The organism is Citrobacter sp. CK206 (assembly GCF_030333125.1).
In the GTDB taxonomy this organism is placed as follows: domain Bacteria; phylum Pseudomonadota; class Gammaproteobacteria; order Enterobacterales; family Enterobacteriaceae; genus Citrobacter_B; species Citrobacter_B koseri.
In genome coordinates this window covers 299,007-321,351 of the sequence record NZ_JAOWGM010000028.1, presented here as the reverse complement: position 1 = coordinate 321,351, position 22,345 = coordinate 299,007, and the positions used below count along the sequence as shown (strand labels likewise).

General features: G+C 49.5%; 22 protein-coding genes. 11 read left to right on the top strand and 11 right to left on the bottom strand.

What is annotated here, in order from left to right; translation table 11 throughout:
- The first annotated feature begins 326 nt into the window (after positions 1-326).
- The 4 genes from OGX81_RS14040 to OGX81_RS14025 are packed head-to-tail and all read left to right on the top strand — an operon-like array spanning position 327 to position 4,322.
- Complete coding sequence (locus tag OGX81_RS14040; RefSeq protein ID WP_047460257.1) at positions 327-1,451, top strand: glycosyltransferase family 4 protein; 1,125 nt, start codon at positions 327-329, stop codon at positions 1,449-1,451.
- Complete coding sequence (rfaP, locus tag OGX81_RS14035; protein ID WP_104868021.1) at positions 1,444-2,241, top strand: lipopolysaccharide core heptose(I) kinase RfaP; 798 nt, start codon at positions 1,444-1,446, stop codon at positions 2,239-2,241. The genes OGX81_RS14040 and rfaP overlap by 8 nt, the downstream gene beginning before the upstream one ends.
- A gap of 31 nt (positions 2,242-2,272) precedes the next feature.
- On the top strand, positions 2,273-3,292 hold the full coding sequence (locus tag OGX81_RS14030) for a glycosyltransferase family 8 protein (RefSeq protein WP_012135766.1): 1,020 nt from the start codon (positions 2,273-2,275) through the stop codon (positions 3,290-3,292).
- A 37-nt stretch (positions 3,293-3,329) separates the two neighbouring features.
- Entirely contained in the window at positions 3,330-4,322 is a 993-nt protein-coding gene (locus tag OGX81_RS14025) for a glycosyltransferase family 8 protein (protein WP_286487578.1), read from the top strand.
- Between the two features lie 26 nt (positions 4,323-4,348).
- On the opposite strand, the gene OGX81_RS14020 is transcribed toward OGX81_RS14025, so the two are convergent.
- Genes OGX81_RS14020 through rfaD form a run of 7 tightly spaced genes read right to left on the bottom strand, consistent with a single transcriptional unit; the run spans position 4,349 to position 11,618 of the window.
- Positions 4,349-5,293, bottom strand: a complete 945-nt coding sequence (locus tag OGX81_RS14020; protein ID WP_104868023.1) for a glycosyltransferase family 8 protein — start codon at positions 5,291-5,293, stop codon at positions 4,349-4,351.
- Positions 5,294-6,349: a lipopolysaccharide core heptosyltransferase RfaQ gene (rfaQ, locus tag OGX81_RS14015; protein ID WP_104868024.1), complete on the bottom strand. Its 1,056-nt coding sequence runs from the start codon at positions 6,347-6,349 to the stop codon at positions 5,294-5,296.
- A gap of 1 nt (position 6,350) precedes the next feature.
- Positions 6,351-7,364: a glycosyltransferase family 2 protein gene (locus OGX81_RS14010; RefSeq protein ID WP_101744167.1), complete on the bottom strand. Its 1,014-nt coding sequence runs from the start codon at positions 7,362-7,364 to the stop codon at positions 6,351-6,353.
- A complete protein-coding gene (locus OGX81_RS14005; RefSeq protein WP_181397021.1) occupies positions 7,357-8,640 on the bottom strand; it encodes an O-antigen ligase family protein in 1,284 nt (427 codons plus the stop codon). The genes OGX81_RS14010 and OGX81_RS14005 overlap by 8 nt, the downstream gene beginning before the upstream one ends.
- A gap of 18 nt (positions 8,641-8,658) precedes the next feature.
- The gene (rfaC, locus tag OGX81_RS14000) at positions 8,659-9,627 is read right to left on the bottom strand and encodes a lipopolysaccharide heptosyltransferase RfaC (protein ID WP_049011059.1); all 969 of its coding nucleotides are present in this window, start codon (positions 9,625-9,627) and stop codon (positions 8,659-8,661) included.
- Positions 9,628-9,630: 3 nt separating this feature from the next.
- On the bottom strand, positions 9,631-10,677 hold the full coding sequence (gene rfaF, locus OGX81_RS13995; RefSeq protein ID WP_058668282.1) for an ADP-heptose--LPS heptosyltransferase RfaF: 1,047 nt from the start codon (positions 10,675-10,677) through the stop codon (positions 9,631-9,633).
- A gap of 8 nt (positions 10,678-10,685) precedes the next feature.
- Positions 10,686-11,618, bottom strand: a complete 933-nt coding sequence (gene rfaD, locus OGX81_RS13990) for an ADP-glyceromanno-heptose 6-epimerase (protein WP_104868025.1) — start codon at positions 11,616-11,618, stop codon at positions 10,686-10,688.
- 215 nt (positions 11,619-11,833) lie between these two features.
- On the opposite strand from rfaD, the gene kbl reads away from it, so the two are divergent.
- Together kbl and tdh are read left to right on the top strand one after the other, a co-directional pair.
- On the top strand, positions 11,834-13,030 hold the full coding sequence (gene kbl / locus OGX81_RS13985; RefSeq protein ID WP_012135757.1) for a glycine C-acetyltransferase: 1,197 nt from the start codon (positions 11,834-11,836) through the stop codon (positions 13,028-13,030).
- 9 nt (positions 13,031-13,039) lie between these two features.
- A complete protein-coding gene (gene tdh, locus OGX81_RS13980) occupies positions 13,040-14,065 on the top strand; it encodes an L-threonine 3-dehydrogenase (RefSeq protein ID WP_012135756.1) in 1,026 nt (341 codons plus the stop codon).
- A gap of 53 nt (positions 14,066-14,118) precedes the next feature.
- Here the strand turns inward: tdh and rfaY are convergent, their stop codons facing one another.
- Positions 14,119-14,805, bottom strand: a complete 687-nt coding sequence (rfaY, locus tag OGX81_RS13975; RefSeq protein WP_104868026.1) for a lipopolysaccharide core heptose(II) kinase RfaY — start codon at positions 14,803-14,805, stop codon at positions 14,119-14,121.
- 179 nt (positions 14,806-14,984) lie between these two features.
- On the opposite strand from rfaY, the gene OGX81_RS13970 reads away from it, so the two are divergent.
- A complete protein-coding gene (locus OGX81_RS13970) occupies positions 14,985-16,019 on the top strand; it encodes a glycosyltransferase (RefSeq protein ID WP_012135754.1) in 1,035 nt (344 codons plus the stop codon).
- Here OGX81_RS13970 and OGX81_RS13965 read toward each other — a convergent pair.
- The 3 genes from OGX81_RS13965 to gpmM are packed head-to-tail and all read right to left on the bottom strand — an operon-like array spanning position 16,006 to position 19,812.
- A complete protein-coding gene (locus OGX81_RS13965; protein ID WP_024131060.1) occupies positions 16,006-16,971 on the bottom strand; it encodes a divergent polysaccharide deacetylase family protein in 966 nt (321 codons plus the stop codon). The genes OGX81_RS13970 and OGX81_RS13965 overlap by 14 nt on opposite strands.
- Before the next feature lie 3 nt (positions 16,972-16,974).
- Positions 16,975-18,234 carry a murein hydrolase activator EnvC gene (gene envC, locus OGX81_RS13960; RefSeq protein WP_230012564.1) on the bottom strand — a complete coding sequence of 420 codons (1,260 nt, stop codon included), beginning with the start codon at positions 18,232-18,234 and terminating at the stop codon, positions 16,975-16,977.
- 33 nt (positions 18,235-18,267) lie between these two features.
- Positions 18,268-19,812, bottom strand: a complete 1,545-nt coding sequence (gpmM, locus tag OGX81_RS13955; RefSeq protein ID WP_104868027.1) for a 2,3-bisphosphoglycerate-independent phosphoglycerate mutase — start codon at positions 19,810-19,812, stop codon at positions 18,268-18,270.
- Positions 19,813-20,059: 247 nt separating this feature from the next.
- Here gpmM and OGX81_RS13950 point away from each other — a divergent pair, with 247 nt between their 5' ends.
- The 4 genes from OGX81_RS13950 to gpsA are packed head-to-tail and all read left to right on the top strand — an operon-like array spanning position 20,060 to position 22,304.
- Positions 20,060-20,491 (top strand): rhodanese-like domain-containing protein, encoded by a 432-nt coding sequence (locus OGX81_RS13950; RefSeq protein ID WP_012135748.1) that lies wholly within the window; start codon positions 20,060-20,062, stop codon positions 20,489-20,491.
- A gap of 27 nt (positions 20,492-20,518) precedes the next feature.
- Positions 20,519-20,770: a glutaredoxin 3 gene (gene grxC / locus OGX81_RS13945; protein WP_047358806.1), complete on the top strand. Its 252-nt coding sequence runs from the start codon at positions 20,519-20,521 to the stop codon at positions 20,768-20,770.
- 47 nt (positions 20,771-20,817) lie between these two features.
- A complete protein-coding gene (gene secB, locus OGX81_RS13940) occupies positions 20,818-21,285 on the top strand; it encodes a protein-export chaperone SecB (protein ID WP_003024155.1) in 468 nt (155 codons plus the stop codon).
- The gene (gene gpsA, locus OGX81_RS13935) at positions 21,285-22,304 is read left to right on the top strand and encodes an NAD(P)H-dependent glycerol-3-phosphate dehydrogenase (protein ID WP_012135746.1); all 1,020 of its coding nucleotides are present in this window, start codon (positions 21,285-21,287) and stop codon (positions 22,302-22,304) included. The genes secB and gpsA overlap by 1 nt, the downstream gene beginning before the upstream one ends.
- Positions 22,305-22,345: the final 41 nt, after the last annotated feature.

Sequence of the window (22,345 nt, the reverse complement as noted above, 5' to 3'; positions counted from 1 at the left end):
GACAATACATTATTTGCGGTAGGTGTTTTTCTCCAGATACATCAAAACAGGCTGTTAACGCCGAATAACGCGTGAAATTGTGCTCTGTCCTTCAGTAGTAATGGTTTACATCTTATTGTTTTGAAATTAAAAATTAACTTTTTGCTTAAAAAACATTCATTTCGGTTCGGGAGCTAATCAATGGTATACTATTGCGCAAATTCAGGCAGCCATCAGCCTTCAGGGCGCCGGGAATATGGAGGGTAGTCTTTGTTTGCAGACAAGGATTACGGCGCTTTTACCTGCCTGGCCTGGGATGTTTGGCGACGTAACGCGGATATTATTGCATGACCATTGCTTTTTGTTTGTACAAATACTTTCCCTATGGCGGGTTGCAGCGTGATTTCCTGCGAATAGCGCATACGGTTGCGGCGCGTGGCCATCATGTTCAGGTATTGACTCAACAGTGGCAGGGCGAACGTCCCTCCGACCTTGAAATTATCCTTGTTCCGGTGACTGCCAGAACTAATCATGGAAAAAATGAGCAGTATTATCAGTGGGTTCAGAGTTACCTGAGCCAACATCCCGTCGATCGCGTCGTTGGGTTTAATAAAATGCCCGGGCTTGATGTCTATTATGCGGCAGATGTGTGCTACGCGGAAAAAGTCGCCCGTGAAAAGGGTTTCTTTTATAAGCTGACCAGTCGTTATAAGCACTATGCAGCTTTTGAAAAAGCGACCTTCCAGCAAGGTGCTCATACCGAGCTTTTGATGTTAACAAATAAGCAAATCGGTGACTTTAAGCATCATTATCATACTGAGGATCGCCGTTTTCATATTTTGCCGCCAGGGATATACCCGGACAGGAAATATAGCCAGCAACCTGAAAACAGCAGACAGATTGTCAGAGAAAAAAATGGCATTGGGTTAGATCAGTTCCTGCTTTTGCAGGTAGGTTCGGATTTTAAACGCAAAGGCGTACCAAGAACGTTACTGGCGGTAGCTTCTTTACCTGAAGCAATACGTCAACGTACGCGATTGATGGTTGTCGGGCAAGACAAGGCCGACCGGTATCAGGCCCAGGCGCGTCAACTAGGGATTGAGAAGCAGGTGCAGTTTTTTTCAGGGCGCGATGATATTTCAGCGCTGATGTCTGCTGCTGATTTGCTGCTTCATCCTGCCGTTCAGGAAGCGGCCGGAATCGTATTATTAGAGGCGATTGTCGCCGGGCTACCCGTGCTGACCACCGAAGTTTGTGGATATGCGCACTATATCAATGCTGCGCAGTGTGGCGTTGTTATACCGGAGCCTTTTGCACAGGAAGTCCTGAATGCTTCCCTCTGCGATGCGCTGGAGAAAGGTGAGCAGCGAAGTGAATGGGCAAGCCATGCAAGACACTTTGCCGATACAGAAGATCTCTACAGTCTGGCTGATAAAGCGGCTGATATCATTTTAGGTTTTGAGAATGATTGAATTAAAAGAGCCATTCGCTACGCAGTGGCAAGGTAAAGATCCGTTTGTCGAAGTAACGAAACTGGACGGAGAGGTTTTCCGCGCTCTGGAGACCCGGAGGACGCTGCGTTTTGAGATGATGGGTAAAGGGTATTTCCTGAAATACCATCACGGAACCACGCTGAAAGAAGTGCTAAAAAACCTTATTTCCTTGCGTATGCCCGTTCTTGGCGCGGATCGCGAGTGGCTAGCTATTCACCGTCTGCAATCACTGAATGTTGATACCATGATCGGCGTCGCGTTTGGGCAAAAAGGGTTTAATCCGTTGCAGCGGACATCGTTTATCATCACGGAAGACCTCTCGCCAGCAATAAGCCTTGAAGACTTTTGCGCCAGGTGGAGTGAAGAACGTCCTGACCTCACCTTAAAACGAACCATTATCACCCGACTGGCGGAGATGGTGGGGAAAATGCATCGTGGTGGGGTGAATCATCGGGATTGTTATATTTGCCATTTTTTACTACAGCAACCGTTACCGGCTGATGTGGCTGATATAAAACTTTCCGTGATTGATCTGCATCGCGCGCAAATTCGTCGCCGGGTGCCGCGTCGCTGGCGTGATAAGGATCTGATTGGACTCTATTTCTCCTCACTCGAAATTGGCCTGACCTCGAGAGATATTTATCGTTTTTTACGCGTTTATTTCTCGATGCCACTGCGTGAAATTCTTCGCAAGGAAGCCAGTTTGCTTGAACAAGCGGCGGCGAAAGCACAAAAAATCAAACAAAGAACGATAAGAAAAGCGTTATAAAATCACATACAGGGTTTGAGGTGATCTCATCATGAACATTGATTTTGAAAACGTAATAATTCAAAAAAAGGTTATCGACAACGCTACACACCAGAAAAGCAAAAAGTTGAATATTGCATATGGTGTAGATCGAAATTTTTTATTTGGCTCTGGAATTTCAATGACATCAGTGTTGGTGAACAACCCTGATATTGATATCCATTTCTATGTTGTGACGGACTATGTTGATGATGAGTACCTGGAAAGCGTGGAACGACTCACGCAAATGTATGGTACAACGGTAACGGTCTTAGTTTTTGATAATGAGGCGTTTCGCAAGTTGCCGAGTACTAAAGCATGGACCTATGCGATGTACTATCGCTATTTTGCGTTCGAGTATTTAAGTCGTGAACTGGATTCTGTGCTGTATCTGGATGCCGATATCGTTTGTAAAAATTCGCTGCGGGAACTGACGGATATTCATTTTGCCGGAGAATATGCGGCTGTTGTTAATGATATTGATCGAGTACGTTTAAAATCCGGGCAGAGACTGGGTATTCCTGAGTTAGCTCGTGACTATTTTAATTCAGGGGTGGTATTCGCTAATCTCCATGTCTGGAGAGAAAAAAAACTGTTATCCAAAGCCTTTGAAGTTTTGCATGAGCGTCAGAAAGAACTGCTTTATTTTGACCAGGATATCCTGAATATCTTATTTGTTGGGCATGTGATCCTACTGAGGCGTGATTTTAATTGTATTTATGGCGTAGACCAGGAACTGAAGAATAAAAATGAATATCGTTATCAGGACTTTATCACTGAGAGTACGGTATTAATTCATTATGTCGGCGTGACAAAACCGTGGCATACGTGGGCTAACTATCCGGTTTCTAAGTACTTTATTGAGGCTTATAAAAAATCGGCATGGGCCGAAAAATCGTTACTCAATGCAAATACGGCAAAATTATATAAGCGTAAGTCACGCCATGAAAGGATACAGCGAAAATATATTCGTTCTATATTTAGCCATATAATGTATATTAAAAATAAGCTACACGGCGCTAAAGTGCATTGAGTGGCTTGTTGAAAATAAATTTAAATAGGTGTAGTGAATGATTTTTGATTGCCATCAGTCTATAAAAAAGATACTTGATTTTAATCAAGCACCAGCCGGGGAGAGCCCACAGCTCAATATCGCCTGGGGTGTTGATAAAAATTTCATGTTTGGCGCCGCGATTTCGATGACATCAGTGTTGATACGTAATAAAGACATCAATATCCATTTCCATCTTTTTACTGATTATGTGGATGATGATTATCAACAGAAAATAAGTATGCTGGCGCAGCAATTCTCTACTAATATCTCAATATATGTTATGGATGCCGGGGGGCTAAAGGTATTGCCCAGCGGTAATGCCTGGTCTCATGCGATGTATTTCCGTTTTATCGCATTTGAATATTTAGGTGAAAAAGTTGATTCACTCCTGTACATTGATGCAGACGTGATATGCAAAGGCTCACTTGTTGAATTGAGTCATCTCAACCTTGATGAGCATGTTGCTGCGGTAGTAAGGGACGTCGATGATAGTCCTGCCAGAGATATTGAGAAAAATAGTGATTATTTTAACTCTGGTGTGATCTATGCGAATCTTAAAAAGTGGAAAGAGCAGAACTTTATTGGTGCTGCATTTGATATCCTCTTGGATAAAAATCAGAAACTCTCTTTCCCCGATCAGGATGTTTTAAATATTCTTTTCTTAAATAAGGTGATCTTTTTACCGCGTATCTACAATGCGATATATGGTATAAAACAAGAGTTAAAAAGCAAAGATATATCACGCTATAAAGAATATATAACGGCGGATACCATTCTTATTCACTATATTGGGGTAACTAAACCCTGGAATTCCTGGGCAAATTATCCGTCTGCACAGTATTTTGTGGAGGCATGGAAGGCTTCACCATGGGCGAATGTGCCGTTGTTGCCTGCCAGAACGCCAAAGCAGTATAAGAAGAAGTCACGTCATGAAAGGCTACAGGGTAAATATATTACTTCAATTATCAGCTACATAGGCTATCTGGCCGAAAAAGTCAAAGGTAAGTAAAAAAGCTCCCCTCGGGGAGCTTTTTTTTAATGAATCTTGGTTTTGAGGTACTTTGCGTACCATTTTATGGCGGTAAAATAATTTCCTTTTTTTGCCGCCTGACGGGAGTACACCCGATAATCGGTAGGTCTCATACGAGGGGAATAAGAGCGTAACTCTGCATTCCGCCAGGGCGTGAAATGGTGGTAGAAAACATAAAGCTGTTGCGACAGCCCCGTATGTTCTTTATACCACGGCTTTCTTCCGCCCGTAAAATGAATGATTCTTGGCAGCGTGTCACTGTGATAGAAGAAATTTTCTTTCTGTTCGTCAGTAAACCAGTTAAACAGGAAATTCCAGCGGTTATCAATAAACGTAATATTGCCGTTCATTGCAATGTTGAGTGCGTCCTGATCAAAGTAAGGCAATGATTTTCCTTGCTCAAATAACACGGTATTTGCTTTATGTTCAATGTCATGCTTAATCCAGTTCGCGACATTAATATAAAGGAAACCAGCGTTAAAATAGTGATCGATGCTCAGCCCTAATCGCCGGGCGTGTTTATTATCATGAATGTTGAGAGAGTCATGGCTGACGGCGCAAACAACATTATCAATATCAACGCTGTTAATCTCACTGAGTGAGTCAAAGCATAGCGTATCGGCATCAAGATAGATAAAACGTGCTACTTTGTCTTTAAGTAAACGGGGCACAGCCAGACGCATATAAGTTGAGCGATTGAGATGTTTTATCGCAAAATCATTGTTATATTTTTCAATATCAGCCTTATCGATCGTGATAACCTGAATTTTATTACTGGTCGACTGTAGCTTCGCAATGTCTTCATCACTGACATCATAGACAAAGACAAAAAATGCAAGAGATTGCTCAGGGTTATTCATTATGACAGACATAATGGATACGGCAACATACTCCAGATAATTAGCATCTGTGCAGTAGGCAATATTAATTACGTTAGTTTTGTTATCCATTTACGCTGTCTCATTTCCTTCAACCGGGTTGCTATCATGGAGCACAGTGTCGATAGCGTCAATAACTGCGTGTTCTGGTATCCAGGTCAGGTATTTCCGGGATCTGTCCAGTTCTGCCCGGGTCGGCATTGGATGATAATCACCTGCCCAGATCAGCGCAGCTTTATCTGACCAGGGTTTCCACTGTTGATAATTTGTGGCGCCAAACAAACATACCTGCGGCGTACCTAATGCGGCAGCCATATGCATGGGGGCGGAGTCCACGCCGATATACAGTACTGCATGATCGATTAACGCCGCCAGTTGCAGGAAAGTCGTTTTACCTGCCACCGTCAGGTCTGGTGGTGATTGACACAGTCCGGCGATACGCGCTACCTGCTGCTGTTCTTGTACTGCGGGCCCACAGGTCAGGTAAACATGCAGACCGCGTTGCTGCAAATAATCTATGACATGCGCAAATTTTTCATCATCCCAGCACTTAAACGATTGTCTTGCAGTGGGTTGAATCACAACGTATTTTTGCGTGGGAAGCGCGGGAAGCTGAGTTAGTAAATATTGATAGTCACTCTCGCGATAGCAGAGCAACATCTCTTTTTTGAGCTCGCTTTCACTAAAGTCGAGGCCTTTTAGAATGGATAAGTTTTGCTCAACAATATGAGTTCCGGTTGTTGGTGTGACTTTTGTAAAAAGGCAATTCCACTGCTTCTTGTCCCTTTTAAAGGCAATAGAGGGGCGGCGTAGGGAAGCGATAAGTGCGCCAATAGGCCATTGCTCGGTTAAGTTGACAATAAGGTCATAGTGGTTTTTTTTCAGCTGGCGGCGTACCGATATATAATTTTTAATGGTTTCCAGCAGACCTTTCTTTTTTTCAATAAGGTAAAAGTTGTTGATTCTCTCATCAGCAGCCAAAATTGCCCTGGTGTCTTTATAAAGAAGAAGATCAATTTTTGCGTGCGGATAACGTGCCTGGATACTGGCAATAACAGGGGTAATGAGCAGAACATCGCCATAAAACTTAAGCTTGCAAATAAGAATTCTTTCTACTTTATCAAACATATTAACTTTCCTTGCTAACAAATAACATTTTGCAAGCGTTTATGGCTTTAAATCGTATTTTTGAAATAAAACGATCAATGTGTGGGTACTTCATTTTATAAATAACTTTTCTTTTAACGATGCTTGTATCACAGCATGTTAGTGCATCTTGAATGTCACTGATCATATCTTCTTCGTAGCGATAATAACCTTTCTTCTTGCGCAGCAACTTGCGTCCCTCAAGGAAGCAGTTAATGATCATTAATGTGGCTACAGTTCGTTTTTCATCATTTTCTTTTATATAGTCACACATTTTACGCATGGCGAAGAAAATATATTGCGCATCATTTTCAAGAATATTCTCGGTAATGCTCCGATCGTTTATTCGATAATAATATAGCTTGTTATCTATTTTTAAGATCTTATGGCATTTAAAGTATTGAAATGGACAAAAAATAATGTCCTCATAACGATGATGTTCTTCGAAGCGGTCTTGCCCAATAATGTCACGGCGAAAGAATTTTGTTACAAGGTGCCATTGACCCGCACGGAAAGTGGGTAATAACTGCGTTAAATTTTCATCCGTTAACGTAATTTCACTCTGTTTTACCGCATCCGGCTTATCTTTTTTGCATTGATAGAGATTATTAATGTCACGGGTTAAGTTGAATTCAACGATATCATATTTCTCTTCTCTTAATTTAGGGAGAAGGACCGAAAAATAATCCGGGCTAATAATGTCATCGCTGTCAACAAAGCCAATATACTTCCCTGTCGCATGTGAAAGCCCGACGTTGCGGGCAATCGCAACACCATGATTTTCCTGGTAGATGTATTTCACGTTATTGCAATGATGTTCGCGATAAAACGCATTTATGCGTTCTTCAGTCAAATCCGTTGAGCCATCATTAATAATGATTACTTCTACCTCATTAGTGATGCCCTGATGTAAAGACGCCAGCGTATCCGTAATGAATTCGGCATTGTTGTATGCCGGTATAATAATGCTCAGCAAATAATCTGAAGCGTTAATCATGGCATAACTCTCTCATCGTGCCTGGTGTCAGCATCATCGCCGCGCATAATGCCAGCATACTGCTCAGAGTTTCACCTTTGGCGTATAATAATAAGTCGCTTAAACCATAGATAACTATAGCACTGGAAATGATGAATAACAGAGGGCTACGTTGTGTATAAGCTTTTAAAAACATCGCCAGATACAAAAAGAGCAGAGCGATGACGCCAGAAATCCCTTTAAGAGAAAAAGTATCAATGAATTCGTTATGCAAATGGATGTCGACGAACCCAAGTGCTCCTCTTAACGAGGTATCCTGTCGGGCAAAATCCCGCATTCCAGCATCGCGTTGTTCAAGTGATTGGCCCCAGTAGTGGTTTTTTCCAGCATCAATACCCGCTCGTTGCATCGCGAGTCGGGCGCCAATCGAGGTATTACTGTTATTCTTACTGTAAGAATGCATATCGGTTACGAAGCTGTTATAGCGCTTTTCAATCACCGATTTTAAAGGGATTGCTGCCAGCCCCGCGAGAACAATAAAGGCCAGTAACGTACGCAGCAAAACGGTGCGGTTATGCCGATAGTGTAAGAAAAATAGCCCTATGCTCAGAACCGGATAGACCAGAATGGCGGCGCGGGTTTGCGTTATAGTGATAACCGCCAGTGATACCAAAAAGTGTAATAAATAGAGCAGGATTGTATGCTTCAGCCGCAAGTTGATGATGGCCTGTGACGCGAGCAATGCGACAAACGTCAACGCATAAGCCGCTCCTGTCGGATGTTCAAAACCCAGTTCGACACGGTAGTTAAGCGGATCTGGTGAGGTGAGGAGTTGATAACCCGCAAAAAGATACAAACCAACAGCCGTCGCAATCACCCAGTAGCGGGTTATACGATCTTTCATCGCACATGCGATTGGCGATTGCAGGGCTGTGACAATCAATGAGGCAAAGATCATCACTTTACCGCCGTTCTGGTATGAGCGATAAGCGCCAGTAAAGGATGAGCCCGGTGCTTTAAAGATCTCAACCCAAATAATTTGTACTAAACCGAAGAGCAGCAGCATCACGGGTAACAGCAGGTTTTTCTTATCACTCAGAAGTGACTTGCTGTGTTTACCGATAATCGGTAGCGACAGAACCGCACATGCAATAAAAACTTTTAAAGCTTCGTCTGGATTGATCAGCAGCATCGCCAGGGTCGTCAGGCACCCGGCATAAAATAAAAAATAGATAACGTTAAACGGATTATTTTGCGTGCTGCGGATAAAGCGAGAAAACGTGTGTCCACGAAGCATGATTAATCTCTTTAAAAGTTATAGCAAATTAAAATCAAGCAATGATACTTTGACGGCATCCGCACTCAGAGTTGACATCTTCTCTGAATGACTCTTTTGCGCGCACTGATTCTTCCCATATCCCCCAATCAGTCCCGGATCGGTCGGGCCATACAGCGTGATATTAGGTCGATCAAGGGCGGCGGTTAAATGGCTAAGCCCGGTATCAACGGACACTACAAATTTTGCCCCCGCCAACTCGCGTGCGACCTCTTCCAGACTCATTCGTGGTAAAACATCCACATAATCAAATCCTTCCGCTAATCTTTTTGCCCGTGCTTCTTCATGGGGCGCACCCCAGGGCAGCTTAATGCGTACACCCGCATCACGCAGTTGGCCGATCAGATCTCGCCAGTTTGCTTCCGGCCAGTGCTTATCGTCTCGGGTAGTTGCGTGTAAAAATACCGCATATTGCCCTGCGTCTGCATTCAGATTGCTCAGGAAATGTTGCGCAATCGCATAATCGCCCTGGGACTGTGGCTTGCTGTACCCCAGGCTTTTGGCGAACAGCTCGCGGGTGCGTTCAACGGCATGCTGCGCTTTAGCGATGTGATGCTTTCGGTTGTAAAACAGGCTGGCCAGGGGCTCCCGGGCCGTACTCCAGTCCATGCCGTGCTTTACGCCGCGTCCCAGTCTTGTGACCAGCGCCGCGCTTTTTACCAGCCCCTGGGCATCAATAATCGCATCGTATTGCTGTGCCTGTACGGCATCGCGAAAGGCTTTACGTTCAGCTTTGATGGGCGCGGAAAACCAGGCCTTACGCCAACGGCGAATAGCGACGGGAATCACGCGATCGACAGCATCGTGCCAGGATGGAATTTGCGCGAATCCTTCTTCTACCACCCAATCAAACTGAATACCCGGGATGACTTGCTGTGCGTCAGTCAGTGCGGGCAATGTGTGTAACACATCCCCCATTGATGATGTTTTGACTATCAGAACCCGCATCCGTCAGGCTTCCTCTTGTAATAACAGACTATTGAGTTCTTCCAGGACACGCGTCGGCGTGATGTCAATCAGGCTCTGATGATACCCCTCCGCAGCATCCCCTTTGCGCACCTTGTGATAACCCGTAATCAGACGGATAACCCGCGCTTTATGCGAAAGTGGGGGAGTAAAGTCCGGGCTGCTGGGGCCGTACAGCGCGACCAGCGGACGGTTCAGCGCAGCGGCGACATGCATTAAACCAGAGTCATTCGTGACAACGGCTTTGCAGGCGGATAGAAGGATAACAGCTTGTTCCAGCTGCGTTTCTCCCGCCAGATTGCGGCACCAGGCCTGCTGCTCAGTATTCAGTGTAGCCAGAATTTCATTTCCGGCGTCATGATCTTTTGCTGAGCCAAACAAGACGATCTGGTGGCCTTCATCGATGAGCTGCTTTGCCAGTTCCGCATAGTGATAATGCGGCCAGCGTTTCGCCGGGCCAAATTCCGCGCCGGGGCAAAAACCGATCATCGGACGTTCAGCGGAAAGAGAAAATTCGTTGCAGATGAGGGACTTTTCGCCCTCGCTCACCTGTAGCTGCGGCCATAACAGAGGCTGCGGCAGATCCTGGGCAGTACGCATAACGCCTTTGTCGTAGGCCAGCGCCACATAGCGTTCCACCATTAATGGCCAGGCCTCTTTATCTAACACGCGCGCGTCGTTGAGCAGGCCGTAGCGCATCTCGCCGCGCCAGCCGGTGCGATGCGGAATGCCGGCAAAGAAAGGAACGAGTGCGGATTTAAACGAATTCGGCAGAACATAGGCGCGGTCATAGCGCTTTTCACGCAGACGATGACCGAGCTTGCGCCGCTCGCCAATTTCCAGCGCCCCGTGGCCAAGCGGCATGGGGATCGCGTCGTTGACCTCCGGCATACGCGACAATAACGGGCGGCACCACGCGGGCGCCATCACGTCGATTATCGCCTGGGGATAGCGCGCCTTGAGCGTGCGATAGAGACTTTGCGACATCATCATGTCGCCTACCCAGGACGGACCAATCACCAGTATTTTCATGTTTCTTCTTACGCGTCGCGATTCAGCCAGGCCATATACTCCGTTACGCCTTCGGCAACGGTCTTGAACGGTTTGTCATAGCCTGCGGCGCGCAGATTGGTCAGATCCGCCTGCGTGAACGCCTGGTAACGGCCTTCCAGTTTTTCCGGGAACGGAATGTACTCAAGGTCGCTTTTCTTGTGATAAGCCAGCGCGGCATCCGCCACGGCCTGGAAGGATTCCGCGCGCCCGGTGCCCAGGTTAAAGATGCCGGACACGCCGTTTTCCCAGAACCACAGGTTTACATCAGCCACGTCGCCGACGTAGACAAAATCGCGTTTGAAGTTTTCGCTGCCTTCAAACAGTTTTGGCGTTTCACCGTTGTTGAGCTGAGTATTCAGATGGAAAGCGACGCTCGCCATGCTGCCTTTATGGCCTTCACGCGGTCCGTAAACGTTGAAATAGCGGAAACCCACAATCTGCGAGCTGGCTTCAGGCAGGATCTGGCGTACATACTCGTCGAACAGGAATTTAGAGTAGCCGTAAACGTTTAGCGGTTTCTCATATTCACGAGACTCAATGAAATCAGAGGTGCGACCGCCGTAAGTTGCCGCAGAAGAGGCATACAGGAACGGAATGTCACGTTCCAGGCAGTAGTGCAGCAGCTCTTTGGAGTATTGATAGTTGTTGTCCATCATATACTTGCCGTCCCACTCGGTGGTGGAAGAGCAGGCGCCTTCGTGGAAAACCGCTTCGATATCGCCGAACTCTTCTCCGGCCATAATCTGGATCAGGAAGTCTTCCTTATCCATATAGTCAGCAATATTCAGGTCCACCAGGTTGACGAACTTGGTGCCGTCTTTCAGGTTGTCCACCACCAGGATATCGGTGATGCCTTTATCATTCAGGGACTTAACGATGTTGCTGCCGATAAAGCCCGCGCCGCCGGTAACGATGATCATAACTGTAACCTTCGAATTATGGAGTCAGAGACAATCTCAGACACGAATACTTCTTATCATATCACTACACGGCCCAGGCTTCAGCCATTCACCGATAAGCTGTGCGGGTACGCGTGATTTATGCTGCATTTTCAAGAAGTGATGATGCGTCATCTCGTATCAATGTATAGCTTTGGGTAATATGTGCTGAAATTTGCCCAGTCTGGAGAATCGCAATGCGTGGGGATTTTTATAAGCAGTTAACCAACGATCTGGAAACCGCCCGTGCGGAAGGATTGTTTAAAGAAGAGCGCATTATCACGTCTGCGCAGCAGGCGGACATCACCGTGGCAGACGGAAGCCACGTCATCAACTTTTGCGCCAACAACTATCTGGGGCTGGCTAACCATCCCGAACTGATTGCGGCAGCAAAAGCGGGAATGGATTCTCACGGGTTTGGTATGGCTTCAGTGCGCTTTATCTGCGGCACTCAGGACAGCCATAAACAGCTGGAGCAAAAACTGGCGGACTTCCTCGGTATGGAAGACGCTATTCTGTACTCTTCCTGCTTCGACGCCAACGGCGGCTTGTTCGAAACCCTGCTGGGCGCAGAAGATGCGATTATCTCGGATGCGTTAAACCACGCCTCGATTATTGATGGCGTTCGTCTGTGTAAAGCGAAGCGTTTTCGCTATGCCAACAACGATATGCAGGAGCTGGAAGCGCGTCTGAAAGAGGCCCGTGAAGCTGGCGCTCGTCATGTGCTGATCGCCACCGACGGCGTGTTCTCGATGGACGGCGTTATCGCCAACCTGAAAGGCGTCTGTGACCTTGCAGACATTTACGGCGCGCTGGTGATGGTTGATGACTCCCATGCTGTCGGTTTTGTCGGGGAGAACGGTCGCGGTTCTCACGAATACTGTGACGTGATGGGACGCGTGGACATCATTACCGGTACGTTAGGCAAAGCGCTGGGTGGGGCATCTGGCGGTTATACGGCGGCGCGTAAAGAGGTGGTGGAGTGGCTGCGTCAGCGTTCCCGTCCGTATCTGTTCTCGAACTCCCTGGCGCCTGCCATTGTGGCGGCCTCCCTTAAAGTGCTGGAGATGGTTGAGGCGGGGAGCGAACTGCGCGATCGCCTGTGGGCGAATGCGCGTCAGTTCCGTGAGCAAATGTCCGCTGCGGGCTTCACGCTGGCTGGCGCCGATCACGCTATTATTCCAGTGATGCTGGGTGATGCGGTGGTTGCGCAGCAATTTGCCCGCGAACTGCAAAAAGAGGGGATTTACGTGACCGGATTCTTCTATCCGGTTGTTCCGAAAGGTCAGGCGCGTATTCGTACCCAGATGTCTGCGGCGCATACCCCTGAGCAAATCACGCGTGCGGTTGAGGCGTTCACACGTATTGGTAAACAACTGGGCGTTATTGCCTGAGGATGTGAGATGAAAGCGTTATCCAAACTGAAAGCGGAAGAGGGCATCTGGATGACTGACGTTCCGGTACCGGAAGTCGGGCATAACGATCTGCTGATTAAAATCCGTAAAACAGCCATCTGCGGCACTGACGTTCACATCTATAACTGGGATGAATGGTCGCAAAAAACCATCCCGGTTCCGATGGTGGTAGGGCATGAATATGTCGGCGAGGTGGTCGGTATCGGTCAGGAAGTTAAAGGCTTCAGGATTGGCGATCGCGTTTCCGGCGAAGGCCATATTACCTGCGGCCATTGTCGTAACTGTCGCGGTGGTCGTACACATTTGTGCCGCAATACTCTGGGTGTCGGTGTTAACCGTCCCGGTTGTTTTGCGGAATATCTGGTACTTCCGGCGTTTAACGCCTTTAAGATCCCGGATAACATCTCCGATGATTTAGCCTCTATCTTCGACCCCTTCGGCAATGCCGTACACACGGCGCTGTCGTTCGATCTGGTTGGTGAAGATGTGCTGGTTTCCGGTGCCGGCCCGATCGGCATCATGGCGGCGGCGGTAGCGAAACATGTGGGCGCGCGTCATGTCGTGATCACGGATGTGAATGAGTACCGTCTGGAACTGGCGCGTAAAATGGGCATCATCCACACGGTGAACGTTGCGAAAGAGAACCTGACCGACGTGATGGCTAATCTGGGCATGACTGAAGGGTTTGATGTCGGCCTGGAGATGTCCGGTGCGCCGCCTGCGTTTCGCGCCATGCTGGATACCATGAACCACGGCGGTCGTATCGCGATGCTGGGGATTCCGCCTTCGGATATGTCTATCGACTGGACGAAGGTGATCTTCAAGGGGCTGTTTATTAAAGGTATTTACGGTCGTGAGATGTTTGAAACCTGGTATAAGATGGCGGCGCTGATTCAGTCTGGCCTGGATCTGTCTCCGATCATCACCCACCGTTTCTCCATTGATGAGTTCCAGAAAGGCTTTGATGCGATGCGTTCAGGCCAGTCAGGAAAAGTGATTCTGAGCTGGGACTGACAGCATCCTGCTGGCGGCCAGGTTTTCCCGAACCTGGCCGTAAAATGGCGTTTTTATTTTCCGCGCATCTTGCGGGATAAGCGTCTGAATTTCTCTTTAAGCTGAATAAGTTTATAAACCAGACCCTGACCTTCAATATTCATATGGTATTTATTTTGTAATACTAAAATATCATTTGCCTGGCAAATTTTCAGACTTCCTTTGCAGGATAAGTCGATGATGCGCAATTCCCCGGAAGGTGTGCGGATAAAGTTTCCGGCATGAATATCATTGGAGGCCAGACCTGCCCGGTGCAGTTGCTGAATACACGCCTTAATATCTTTTTTATTGCTTTCATTAATATCATTTAATGGTTCCCCTTCAATATATTCATGAAGGGTATACACATCATAGCACTGGCGAAAACGTGTTTTCTCGGCCACACAGTAGAGATCGGCGGTACAGGCACGCACTTGTGGCGCCAGGCTGTCCAGTTTTTGGAGCAGCTGAGAATAAAAAGGCCCGGAGAGAAAATTCTGAATCTTTTTCTCAAATCGTGGGTCTATTTCGCGATCGTTTTTGATGATGAACTTCCGTGACTGGTATTCAACAAGTTCTACGCTGCGGAATTCGTTGCCGCTGTTCAGCGGTTTGCCACTGATTTCGTTATTCATATACTTATCCATCAGGGACTTAAGGTCTTTATTTTCCTCTTTGTAATAGACCGTATAGCCCTTTTCATGTGTCTTACTGATGGTCATCACTTCCCTCAAGATAAGTATTCTAAATACGTATAATACGAAGGCGTAGTATACATGGTGAGGCTTCTCATCTGTAGGGTGTTTTGTGCGCCTTAACCATTATCTCCACTGGACTTAATAATTTCTTAATGAAAGCACGGTAGAAAGGGCCAATGTATTAAAGACTGACGGGCCATTCTATGAAAAGCAGCACAAGTACACTGAGTGTTATTATTCCGTTATACAATGCGGGTAATAGCTTCCAGGCATGCATGGAATCTTTGATTGCACAAACATGGAATGCGCTGGAGATCATCATTGTTAACGACGGGTCTACCGACAACTCCGTTGATATCGCAAGGCATTTTGCCGATACCCATTCACATGTTCACCTGTTGCATCAGGATAATGCAGGCGCGTCCGTGGCCCGCAACCGGGGGTTGGCCGCGGCGACCGGCGACTACGTTGCTTTTGTCGATGCCGATGATTTGGTGTATCCGAACATGTATGAAACGCTGATGACCATGGCGCTACAGGATGACCTGGATGTGGCGCAGTGTAATGCAGACTGGTGCATTCTTGAGACGGGGCATACCTGGCCATCCATTCCCACGGATCGCATTCGGTCGACAGGGGTATTAACCGGCCCGGACTGGCTGCGTATGGGGCTGGCTTCACGCCGCTGGACGCATGTTGTCTGGATGGGCGTTTATCGGCGCGCCCTTATTGAAAAACACGCGATTAGCTTTGTTCCAGGATTACATCATCAGGATATCCTGTGGACCACGGAAGTGATGTTCAATGCCACGCGCGTACGCTATACCGAACAGGTGTTGTATAAATATTTTCTTCACGATCAGTCTGTTAGCCGCCTGAAACGACAAGGTGAGCGTAATCTGCATTACCAGCGACACTACATTAAAATCACGCGTTTATTAGAAAAGTTGAATAGTGATTATGCGGATCGCATTCCCGTCTATCCTGAATTTAAGCAACAAATTACCTGGGAAGCGCTGCGGGTGTGTCATGCGGTGCGTAAGGAGCAGGACACGCTTATTCGCCAGCGGATGATCGCCGAAATATTTGCCTCCGGCATGTATAAGCGCATGATGCTTAACATACGAAGCGCGAAGGCGGCTTATCAGGCGCTGTTGTGGTCGGGTCGGTTATACCGGTGGCGTGATAAAACGGCCTCGCACCACCGCGTTGCCCGTAAAGCGATTAATCCGCGTTAGCGTTCTGGGGGGCAGCGATCTTGCCCCAGCCTTGCCACTGATGCCGGAAGTAGTTCACCATCGTGCTCTGCGTAATGCTTTCGCTTAACACGCTAAAGAACCGGCTGGCGTAGACAGGTTCTAACGGTTTCTTCGATTTACACACCTTCACGCCGCGGAACGGATTTCGCGGCGAATCCGGCGTACCGTTTTTCGGCGGCGTCAGATTTGGCGTAGAGGTATCTGTCTGCGGCTCGTTGAGCAGGCTGCTCGGACGCACCAGCGTAATATCCGCAGGCAGGTTATAGACCATCTGCTGAAGGACTCGCACCGTTGATGGATGCGGGTGCCCAATCGCGATAGCGGACCCGTTGCGACGGGCTAACTCAATGGCGCGATTAAACTGGCGACGAATATCCGCTTCGTTCTGCGTATCATCAAGGAACACTTTGCGCTTAATCACCTTCACGCCCGTCCCGGAGGCGGCACGCATCGCCTGACTGTTGCCAATGGTCATGCTGTCGAGGAAGTAAAGATTATAACGCTCCAGCGCCTGCATCACTTTTTGCATGCCAAACAGGCTGGAGGTCATCGCGCTGCCCATGTGGTTGTTGAGACCCACGGCATACGGCACCTTATTCACCGCATCGCGAATAATGCGTTCAATTTCGTCGCTGCTCATCTCCGGGCGCAGCGTATCTTTCTCCAGCGGCTGCTTGCTCAGCGGCGCCATCGGCAGATGGATCAGCACCTCATGCCCGCTGTTGTGCGCTTTGGTTGCCATTTCACGGGCATGTGGGGCATTGGGCAGGACGGCAACGGAGAGGGCGGACGGCATCGCCAGCACCTGATTTTCATTGTGCGGACGATAACCAAAATCGTCGATTACGATGGCGAGTTTGCCAGCAAAAACAGGGGAGGCGAATGCCAGCAGGCTGGCGAGTGAGAGTATTGTGCGACGAAAGTGAGGCAAAACTTATCTTCCCAACCACGGCTGTGGATTGACGGCCTGACCCTGGCGACGAATTTCGAAATAGAGTGACGGTCGGCCCTGACCGCCGCTGCTGCCTACAAGCGCAATAGGCTGGCCTGCGCGAACCTGTGTGCCAACGCTGACCAGTGCGCTCTGGTTATACCCATAAAGGCTCATATCGCCTTTACCGTGCTCCACGACGACGACCAGACCGTAGCCCTGCAACCAGTCCGCCAGAATCACCCTGCCGTCCGCAATTGCTTTGACTTCAGTACCTTCAGACGCACCGATAACCATCCCTTTCCAACGTAGCTCACCTTGCAGCTGTTCGCCATAACGATGCAGCGTTGGGCCGCGAACGGGCCAGAATGCCTGACCGCGCGGTGAACCCAGACCGCCGGTACGGGACATCAACGATTTTTCGCTTTCGGTTGGTTTGTAGGTTGTGCCTTTGCGGGTGGCTTCCTGCTGACGATTGCGCACCGCCTGCGCTTCGCGGGCTTCTCGCTCCGCCCGGGCTTTGGCGGCCGCCTCTGCGCGCGCGATGCTGTTGCGCAGGCGGGATTCGTTCGCCCGCAATTCACTTAACTGCTGTTGTCCCTGCTGGATTGACGACTCAAGACCGGCGATCGTTTTCTGACGCTCATTACGCGCCTGCTCCAGCTTCGCCTGTTGGGCGCGCTGTTCATACAGCAGCGTCTGTTGCTGGCTCTGTTTCTCTTCCAGCGCCGCTTTCTGAGACGCCACCTCTTCACGCGTCTGTTTCAGTTCGGCAATGGTGTCCTGGCGCGCCTGGTTCAGATAACCGAAATAGGCCTGCAAACGCTGCCCGCGCTGGCTCTCTTCACCGCTAAGAATGAGCTGAATCCCCGTATGCTCGCCCTGGCGAAACGCCGCATCCAGCTGCGCGGCAAGGCTGCGTTCCTGAATGGCTTTTTGTTGTTCCAGCTTCGCGATAGACGCGTTCATTGCGTCGATCTGCTTATTCAACTGGGCAAGGGTATTCTGGGTTTCACGCAGTTTACGCGCGGCGGCGGAGATGGCCTCTTCCTGCGTTTTGAGCTGTGCGAGCAAACTGGAACGTTGCTGCTGTTGCTGGCGTACGGCGCGCTCTTTGGCGGCGATATCCGCCTGGATGGATTTGAGCTGATCGCGGTCATCCGCATGGGCGGAAAAGGCGCACAACAATACGCCAGCGCTCAACACGCTGGCGTAAATCATGGGCCTGACTGAAAACCTGCGTGGTTTCACGGCCCGTGTAATGGAATTAAACGCCTTTCCCCTCATGGGGAAGGATTATTCCACGATGAACAGCGGCTTACCAGTCATCTCTTTCGGGATTTCCATACCCATCAGCGTCAACATCGTCGGTGCGATATCAGAAAGTTTGCCGCCTTCGACCGCTTTTACGCTTTTCGCGCCGACATAAATCAGCGGAACCGGCAGGTTGGTATGCGCGGTGTGCGCCTGGCCGGTGGATGGATCGCGCATCTGCTCGGCGTTGCCGTGGTCTGCGGTGATCAGCAGTTGGCCGCCAACGGACTCAACCGCTTTAGCAACCTGCTCAACGCAGTGATCCAGTGCTTCAACCGCTTTAACCGCCGCTTCCATCACGCCAGTGTGACCGACCATATCGCCGTTCGGGTAGTTACAAATGATGGTGTCGTATTTACCGCTCCCGATAGCCGCAACCAGTTTTTCGGTCAGTTCTGCGGAACTCATTTCCGGCTGTAGATCGTAGGTCGCTACTTTAGGCGAGTTGATCAGGATGCGTTCTTCGCCTGCAAACGGTTCTTCTACGCCGCCGTTGAAGAAGAAGGTGACGTGGGCGTATTTTTCCGTTTCGGAAATGCGCAGTTGGGTTCTGTCGTTCTTCGCCATCCACTCGCCGAAAGTGTTTGCCAGCGATGCCGGTGGGTAAGCCACGGCGGTTTTGATATCAGCGGCGTACTCGGTCAGCATGACGAAGTTCAGATTAACCACTTTCTTACGGGCGAAGCCGTCGAAATCAGCATTAACGAACGCGCGGGTAATTTCGCGGGCGCGGTCAGCACGGAAGTTCATGAAAATCAGCGTGTCGCCGTCTTCCATCGCGGCATCGGCCTGACCTTCCGCGCGGATGACGGTCGCTTTCACAAATTCGTCGTTTTCGTCACGCGCGTAAGCGGCCTGCAGGCCAGCAACGGCGGTATCGGCCTGGAATTCACCCTGCGCCAGCGTCATCAGGTCATAGGCTTGCTCAACGCGATCCCAGCGGTTGTCGCGGTCCATTGCATAGTAACGACCAATAATGGACGCTACGCGGCCTTTGCCCAGCGCGGCAAACTTGTCTTCGAATTTTTTCAGCGAGGATTCCGCGCTGCGTGGCGGGGTATCGCGGCCATCAAGGAAGGCGTGCAGATAAATTTTCTCTGCGCCGCGTTCTGCGGCCAGTTCGACCATCGCCATGATGTGATCTTCGTGGCTGTGCACGCCGCCCGCAGACAGCAGGCCCATAATGTGCACGGCTTTACCGGTATTTTTCGCCTGATCGACCGCCGCCGTCAGTACCGGGTTAGCGAAGAAGGTACGTTCTTTAATTTCAACATCCAGGCGCGTCAGATCCTGATACACGATACGGCCCGCGCCCAGGTTAACGTGACCCACTTCGGAGTTGCCCATCTGACGGTCCGGCAGACCCACTTCCAGACCGGAAGCGTCGATCAGGGTATGCGGACGTTTTGCCCACAGAGCATCCATTACCGGGGTTTTGGCATTCAAAATGGCGTTATCCTGGCTGTCTTCACGGTAGCCATAGCCATCCAGAATCACCAGTACCATAGGTTTTTTAGAAACCGACATTGCGACAACCTCACACTCAATAGACAAAATAATTGCGTAATTTTACTACAGCTGAATCGATAAAATAGCCTCAGAAGATCAAAGAATGGGGCAGAGAGCGAGCCGGGGACGGCGCGGATCGACGTTTTTTTTCCGTAGCGCCCCGCAAAAATGCAATCCATTGCACGCTCTGGCTGTATTTGCGCCAACGCGCAGGTATACTCCTTTCCTGGTTTTTTAATCACTGAGTCGGGAGTTGTTACCCCCCATGCAAGAAATTATGCAATTTGTTGGCCGCCATCCCATACTGAGTATCGCCTGGATTGCGTTACTGGTGGCGGTGTTGTTCACCACTTTCAAAGGCCTGATGTCTAAAGTTAAGGTTATTACTCGCGGCGAAGCGACGCGTCTTATCAACAAAGAAGACGCCGTTGTGGTGGATTTACGTCAGCGTGACGACTTCCGCAAAGGCCATATCGCGGGCGCGACTAACCTGCTGCCGAGCGAAATCAAGGCCAACAATGTTGGCGAGCTTGAAAAGCACAAAGATAAGCCTCTGATCGTGGTTGATGGTTCCGGTATGCAGTGTCAGGAATCCGCAAACGCACTGATCAAAGCGGGCTTTGAGAAAGTTTTTGTGCTGAAAGAAGGCGTTGCGGGCTGGAGCGGTGAGAACCTGCCATTAGTGCGCGGGAAATAACGCGTTACTCAACACGGGAGATAAGTCATGGCCAACATCGAGATCTACACCAAAGCAACCTGCCCGTTTTGCCATCGTGCAAAAGCGTTGTTGAGCAGTAAGGGTGTGAGTTTCCAGGAACTTCCGATTGACGGCGATGCCGTAAAACGTGAAGAGATGATCAAGCGTAGTGGCCGCACGACGGTTCCGCAGATTTTTATTGATGCACAGCACATTGGCGGCTGTGACGACTTGTATGCGTTGGATGCGCGTGGTGGACTGGATCCCCTGCTGCGTTAAAACATGCCGCAAGTATTTTAAGGACAACACTAAAGGGTTTTCTACACATGTCAGAACAAAATAACACCGAAATGGCTTTCCAGATCCAACGTATCTACACCAAGGATGTGTCTTTCGAAGCGCCAAATGCGCCGCATGTTTTCCAGAAAGATTGGCAGCCAGAGGTTAAACTTGATCTTGATACGGCGTCTACTCAACTGGCAGATGACGTATACGAAGTGGTACTGCGTGTTACCGTAACGGCTTCCCTGGGCGAAGAGACCGCTTTCCTGTGCGAAGTTCAGCAGGGCGGCATTTTCTCCATCAGTGGTATTGAAGGAACTCAGATGGCGCATTGCCTGGGTGCATACTGCCCGAACATTCTGTTCCCGTATGCCCGCGAATGCATCACCAGCCTGGTTTCACGCGGCACGTTCCCGCAACTGAATCTTGCGCCGGTTAACTTCGATGCACTGTTCATGAACTATTTACAGCAGCAGGCTGGCGAAGGTACTGAAGAACATCAGGATGCCTGATGAACCAAAGTAATGCTTCAATGACTGTGATCGGTGCTGGCTCGTACGGCACCGCTCTTGCCATCACTCTGGCGAGAAACGGCCACCAGGTTGTCCTGTGGGGCCACGATCCTAAACATGTCGCGACCCTTGAGCGAGACCGCTGCAACGTCGCGTTCCTCCCTGATGTGCCTTTTCCCGATACGCTACGCCTTGAAAGCGACTTAGCCACCGCGCTGGCGGCCAGCCGTAACATTCTGGTGGTGGTGCCAAGCCATGTCTTTGGCGAGGTGCTGCGACAGATTAAACCGCTGATGCGTCCTGATGCGCGCCTGGTCTGGGCGACCAAAGGCCTGGAAGCGGAAACGGGGCGCCTGTTGCAGGATGTCGCCCGTGAAGCGTTGGGCGATGACATCCCGCTGGCGGTGATATCCGGCCCGACGTTCGCTAAAGAACTGGCGGCGGGTTTGCCGACGGCAATTTCTCTGGCGTCGACGGACGAAACCTTCGCGGATGATTTGCAGGAACTTTTGCACTGCGGTAAGAGTTTTCGCGTCTACAGCAACCCCGATTTCATCGGCGTGCAGTTGGGCGGTGCGGTGAAAAACGTGATTGCGATTGGCGCAGGCATGTCTGACGGCATCGGTTTTGGCGCAAACGCACGTACCGCGCTGATCACGCGTGGGCTGACGGAAATGTCGCGTCTTGGCGCGGCGCTGGGGGCCGATCCGACCACCTTTATGGGAATGGCGGGTCTGGGCGACCTGGTTCTGACCTGTACTGACAACCAGTCGCGTAACCGCCGTTTTGGCATGATGCTCGGTCAGGGCATGGATGTTCAGAGCGCGCAGGACAAAATTGGTCAGGTGGTTGAAGGCTACCGTAATACAAAAGAAGTTCGTGAGTTGGCGCACCGTTTTGGTGTCGAAATGCCAATAACCGAGGAAATTTATCAAGTATTGTATTGCGGAAAAAACGCGCGCGAGGCAGCATTGACGTTATTAGGTCGTGCACGCAAGGACGAGCGTAGTCGCCACTAGCCGTAAGGATCTGTTTTATTAAATGACCCGGCCCGCGAAGA

Excerpts from the sequence above, each read along its gene's own strand:
- OGX81_RS14010 (WP_101744167.1), bottom strand. The coding sequence starts at position 7,364 with ATGATTAACGCTTCAGATTATTTGCTGAGCATTATTATACCGGCATAC.
- OGX81_RS14030 (WP_012135766.1), top strand. The coding sequence starts at position 2,273 with ATGAACATTGATTTTGAAAACGTAATAATTCAAAAAAAGGTTATCGAC.
- rfaY (WP_104868026.1), bottom strand. The coding sequence starts at position 14,805 with ATGACCATCAGTAAGACACATGAAAAGGGCTATACGGTCTATTACAAA.
- tdh (WP_012135756.1), top strand. The coding sequence starts at position 13,040 with ATGAAAGCGTTATCCAAACTGAAAGCGGAAGAGGGCATCTGGATGACT.
- OGX81_RS14025 (WP_286487578.1), top strand. The coding sequence starts at position 3,330 with ATGATTTTTGATTGCCATCAGTCTATAAAAAAGATACTTGATTTTAAT.
- rfaC (WP_049011059.1), bottom strand. The coding sequence starts at position 9,627 with ATGCGGGTTCTGATAGTCAAAACATCATCAATGGGGGATGTGTTACAC.
- rfaF (WP_058668282.1), bottom strand. The coding sequence starts at position 10,677 with ATGAAAATACTGGTGATTGGTCCGTCCTGGGTAGGCGACATGATGATG.
- rfaQ (WP_104868024.1), bottom strand. The coding sequence starts at position 6,349 with ATGTTTGATAAAGTAGAAAGAATTCTTATTTGCAAGCTTAAGTTTTAT.
- OGX81_RS13970 (WP_012135754.1), top strand. The coding sequence starts at position 14,985 with ATGAAAAGCAGCACAAGTACACTGAGTGTTATTATTCCGTTATACAAT.
- OGX81_RS14040 (WP_047460257.1), top strand. The coding sequence starts at position 327 with ATGACCATTGCTTTTTGTTTGTACAAATACTTTCCCTATGGCGGGTTG.
- secB (WP_003024155.1), top strand. The coding sequence starts at position 20,818 with ATGTCAGAACAAAATAACACCGAAATGGCTTTCCAGATCCAACGTATC.
- kbl (WP_012135757.1), top strand. The coding sequence starts at position 11,834 with ATGCGTGGGGATTTTTATAAGCAGTTAACCAACGATCTGGAAACCGCC.
- OGX81_RS14020 (WP_104868023.1), bottom strand. The coding sequence starts at position 5,293 with ATGGATAACAAAACTAACGTAATTAATATTGCCTACTGCACAGATGCT.
- grxC (WP_047358806.1), top strand. The coding sequence starts at position 20,519 with ATGGCCAACATCGAGATCTACACCAAAGCAACCTGCCCGTTTTGCCAT.
- gpmM (WP_104868027.1), bottom strand. The coding sequence starts at position 19,812 with ATGTCGGTTTCTAAAAAACCTATGGTACTGGTGATTCTGGATGGCTAT.
- OGX81_RS14005 (WP_181397021.1), bottom strand. The coding sequence starts at position 8,640 with ATGCTTCGTGGACACACGTTTTCTCGCTTTATCCGCAGCACGCAAAAT.
- OGX81_RS13950 (WP_012135748.1), top strand. The coding sequence starts at position 20,060 with ATGCAAGAAATTATGCAATTTGTTGGCCGCCATCCCATACTGAGTATC.
- rfaD (WP_104868025.1), bottom strand. The coding sequence starts at position 11,618 with ATGATCATCGTTACCGGCGGCGCGGGCTTTATCGGCAGCAACATCGTT.
- gpsA (WP_012135746.1), top strand. The coding sequence starts at position 21,285 with ATGAACCAAAGTAATGCTTCAATGACTGTGATCGGTGCTGGCTCGTAC.
- rfaP (WP_104868021.1), top strand. The coding sequence starts at position 1,444 with ATGATTGAATTAAAAGAGCCATTCGCTACGCAGTGGCAAGGTAAAGAT.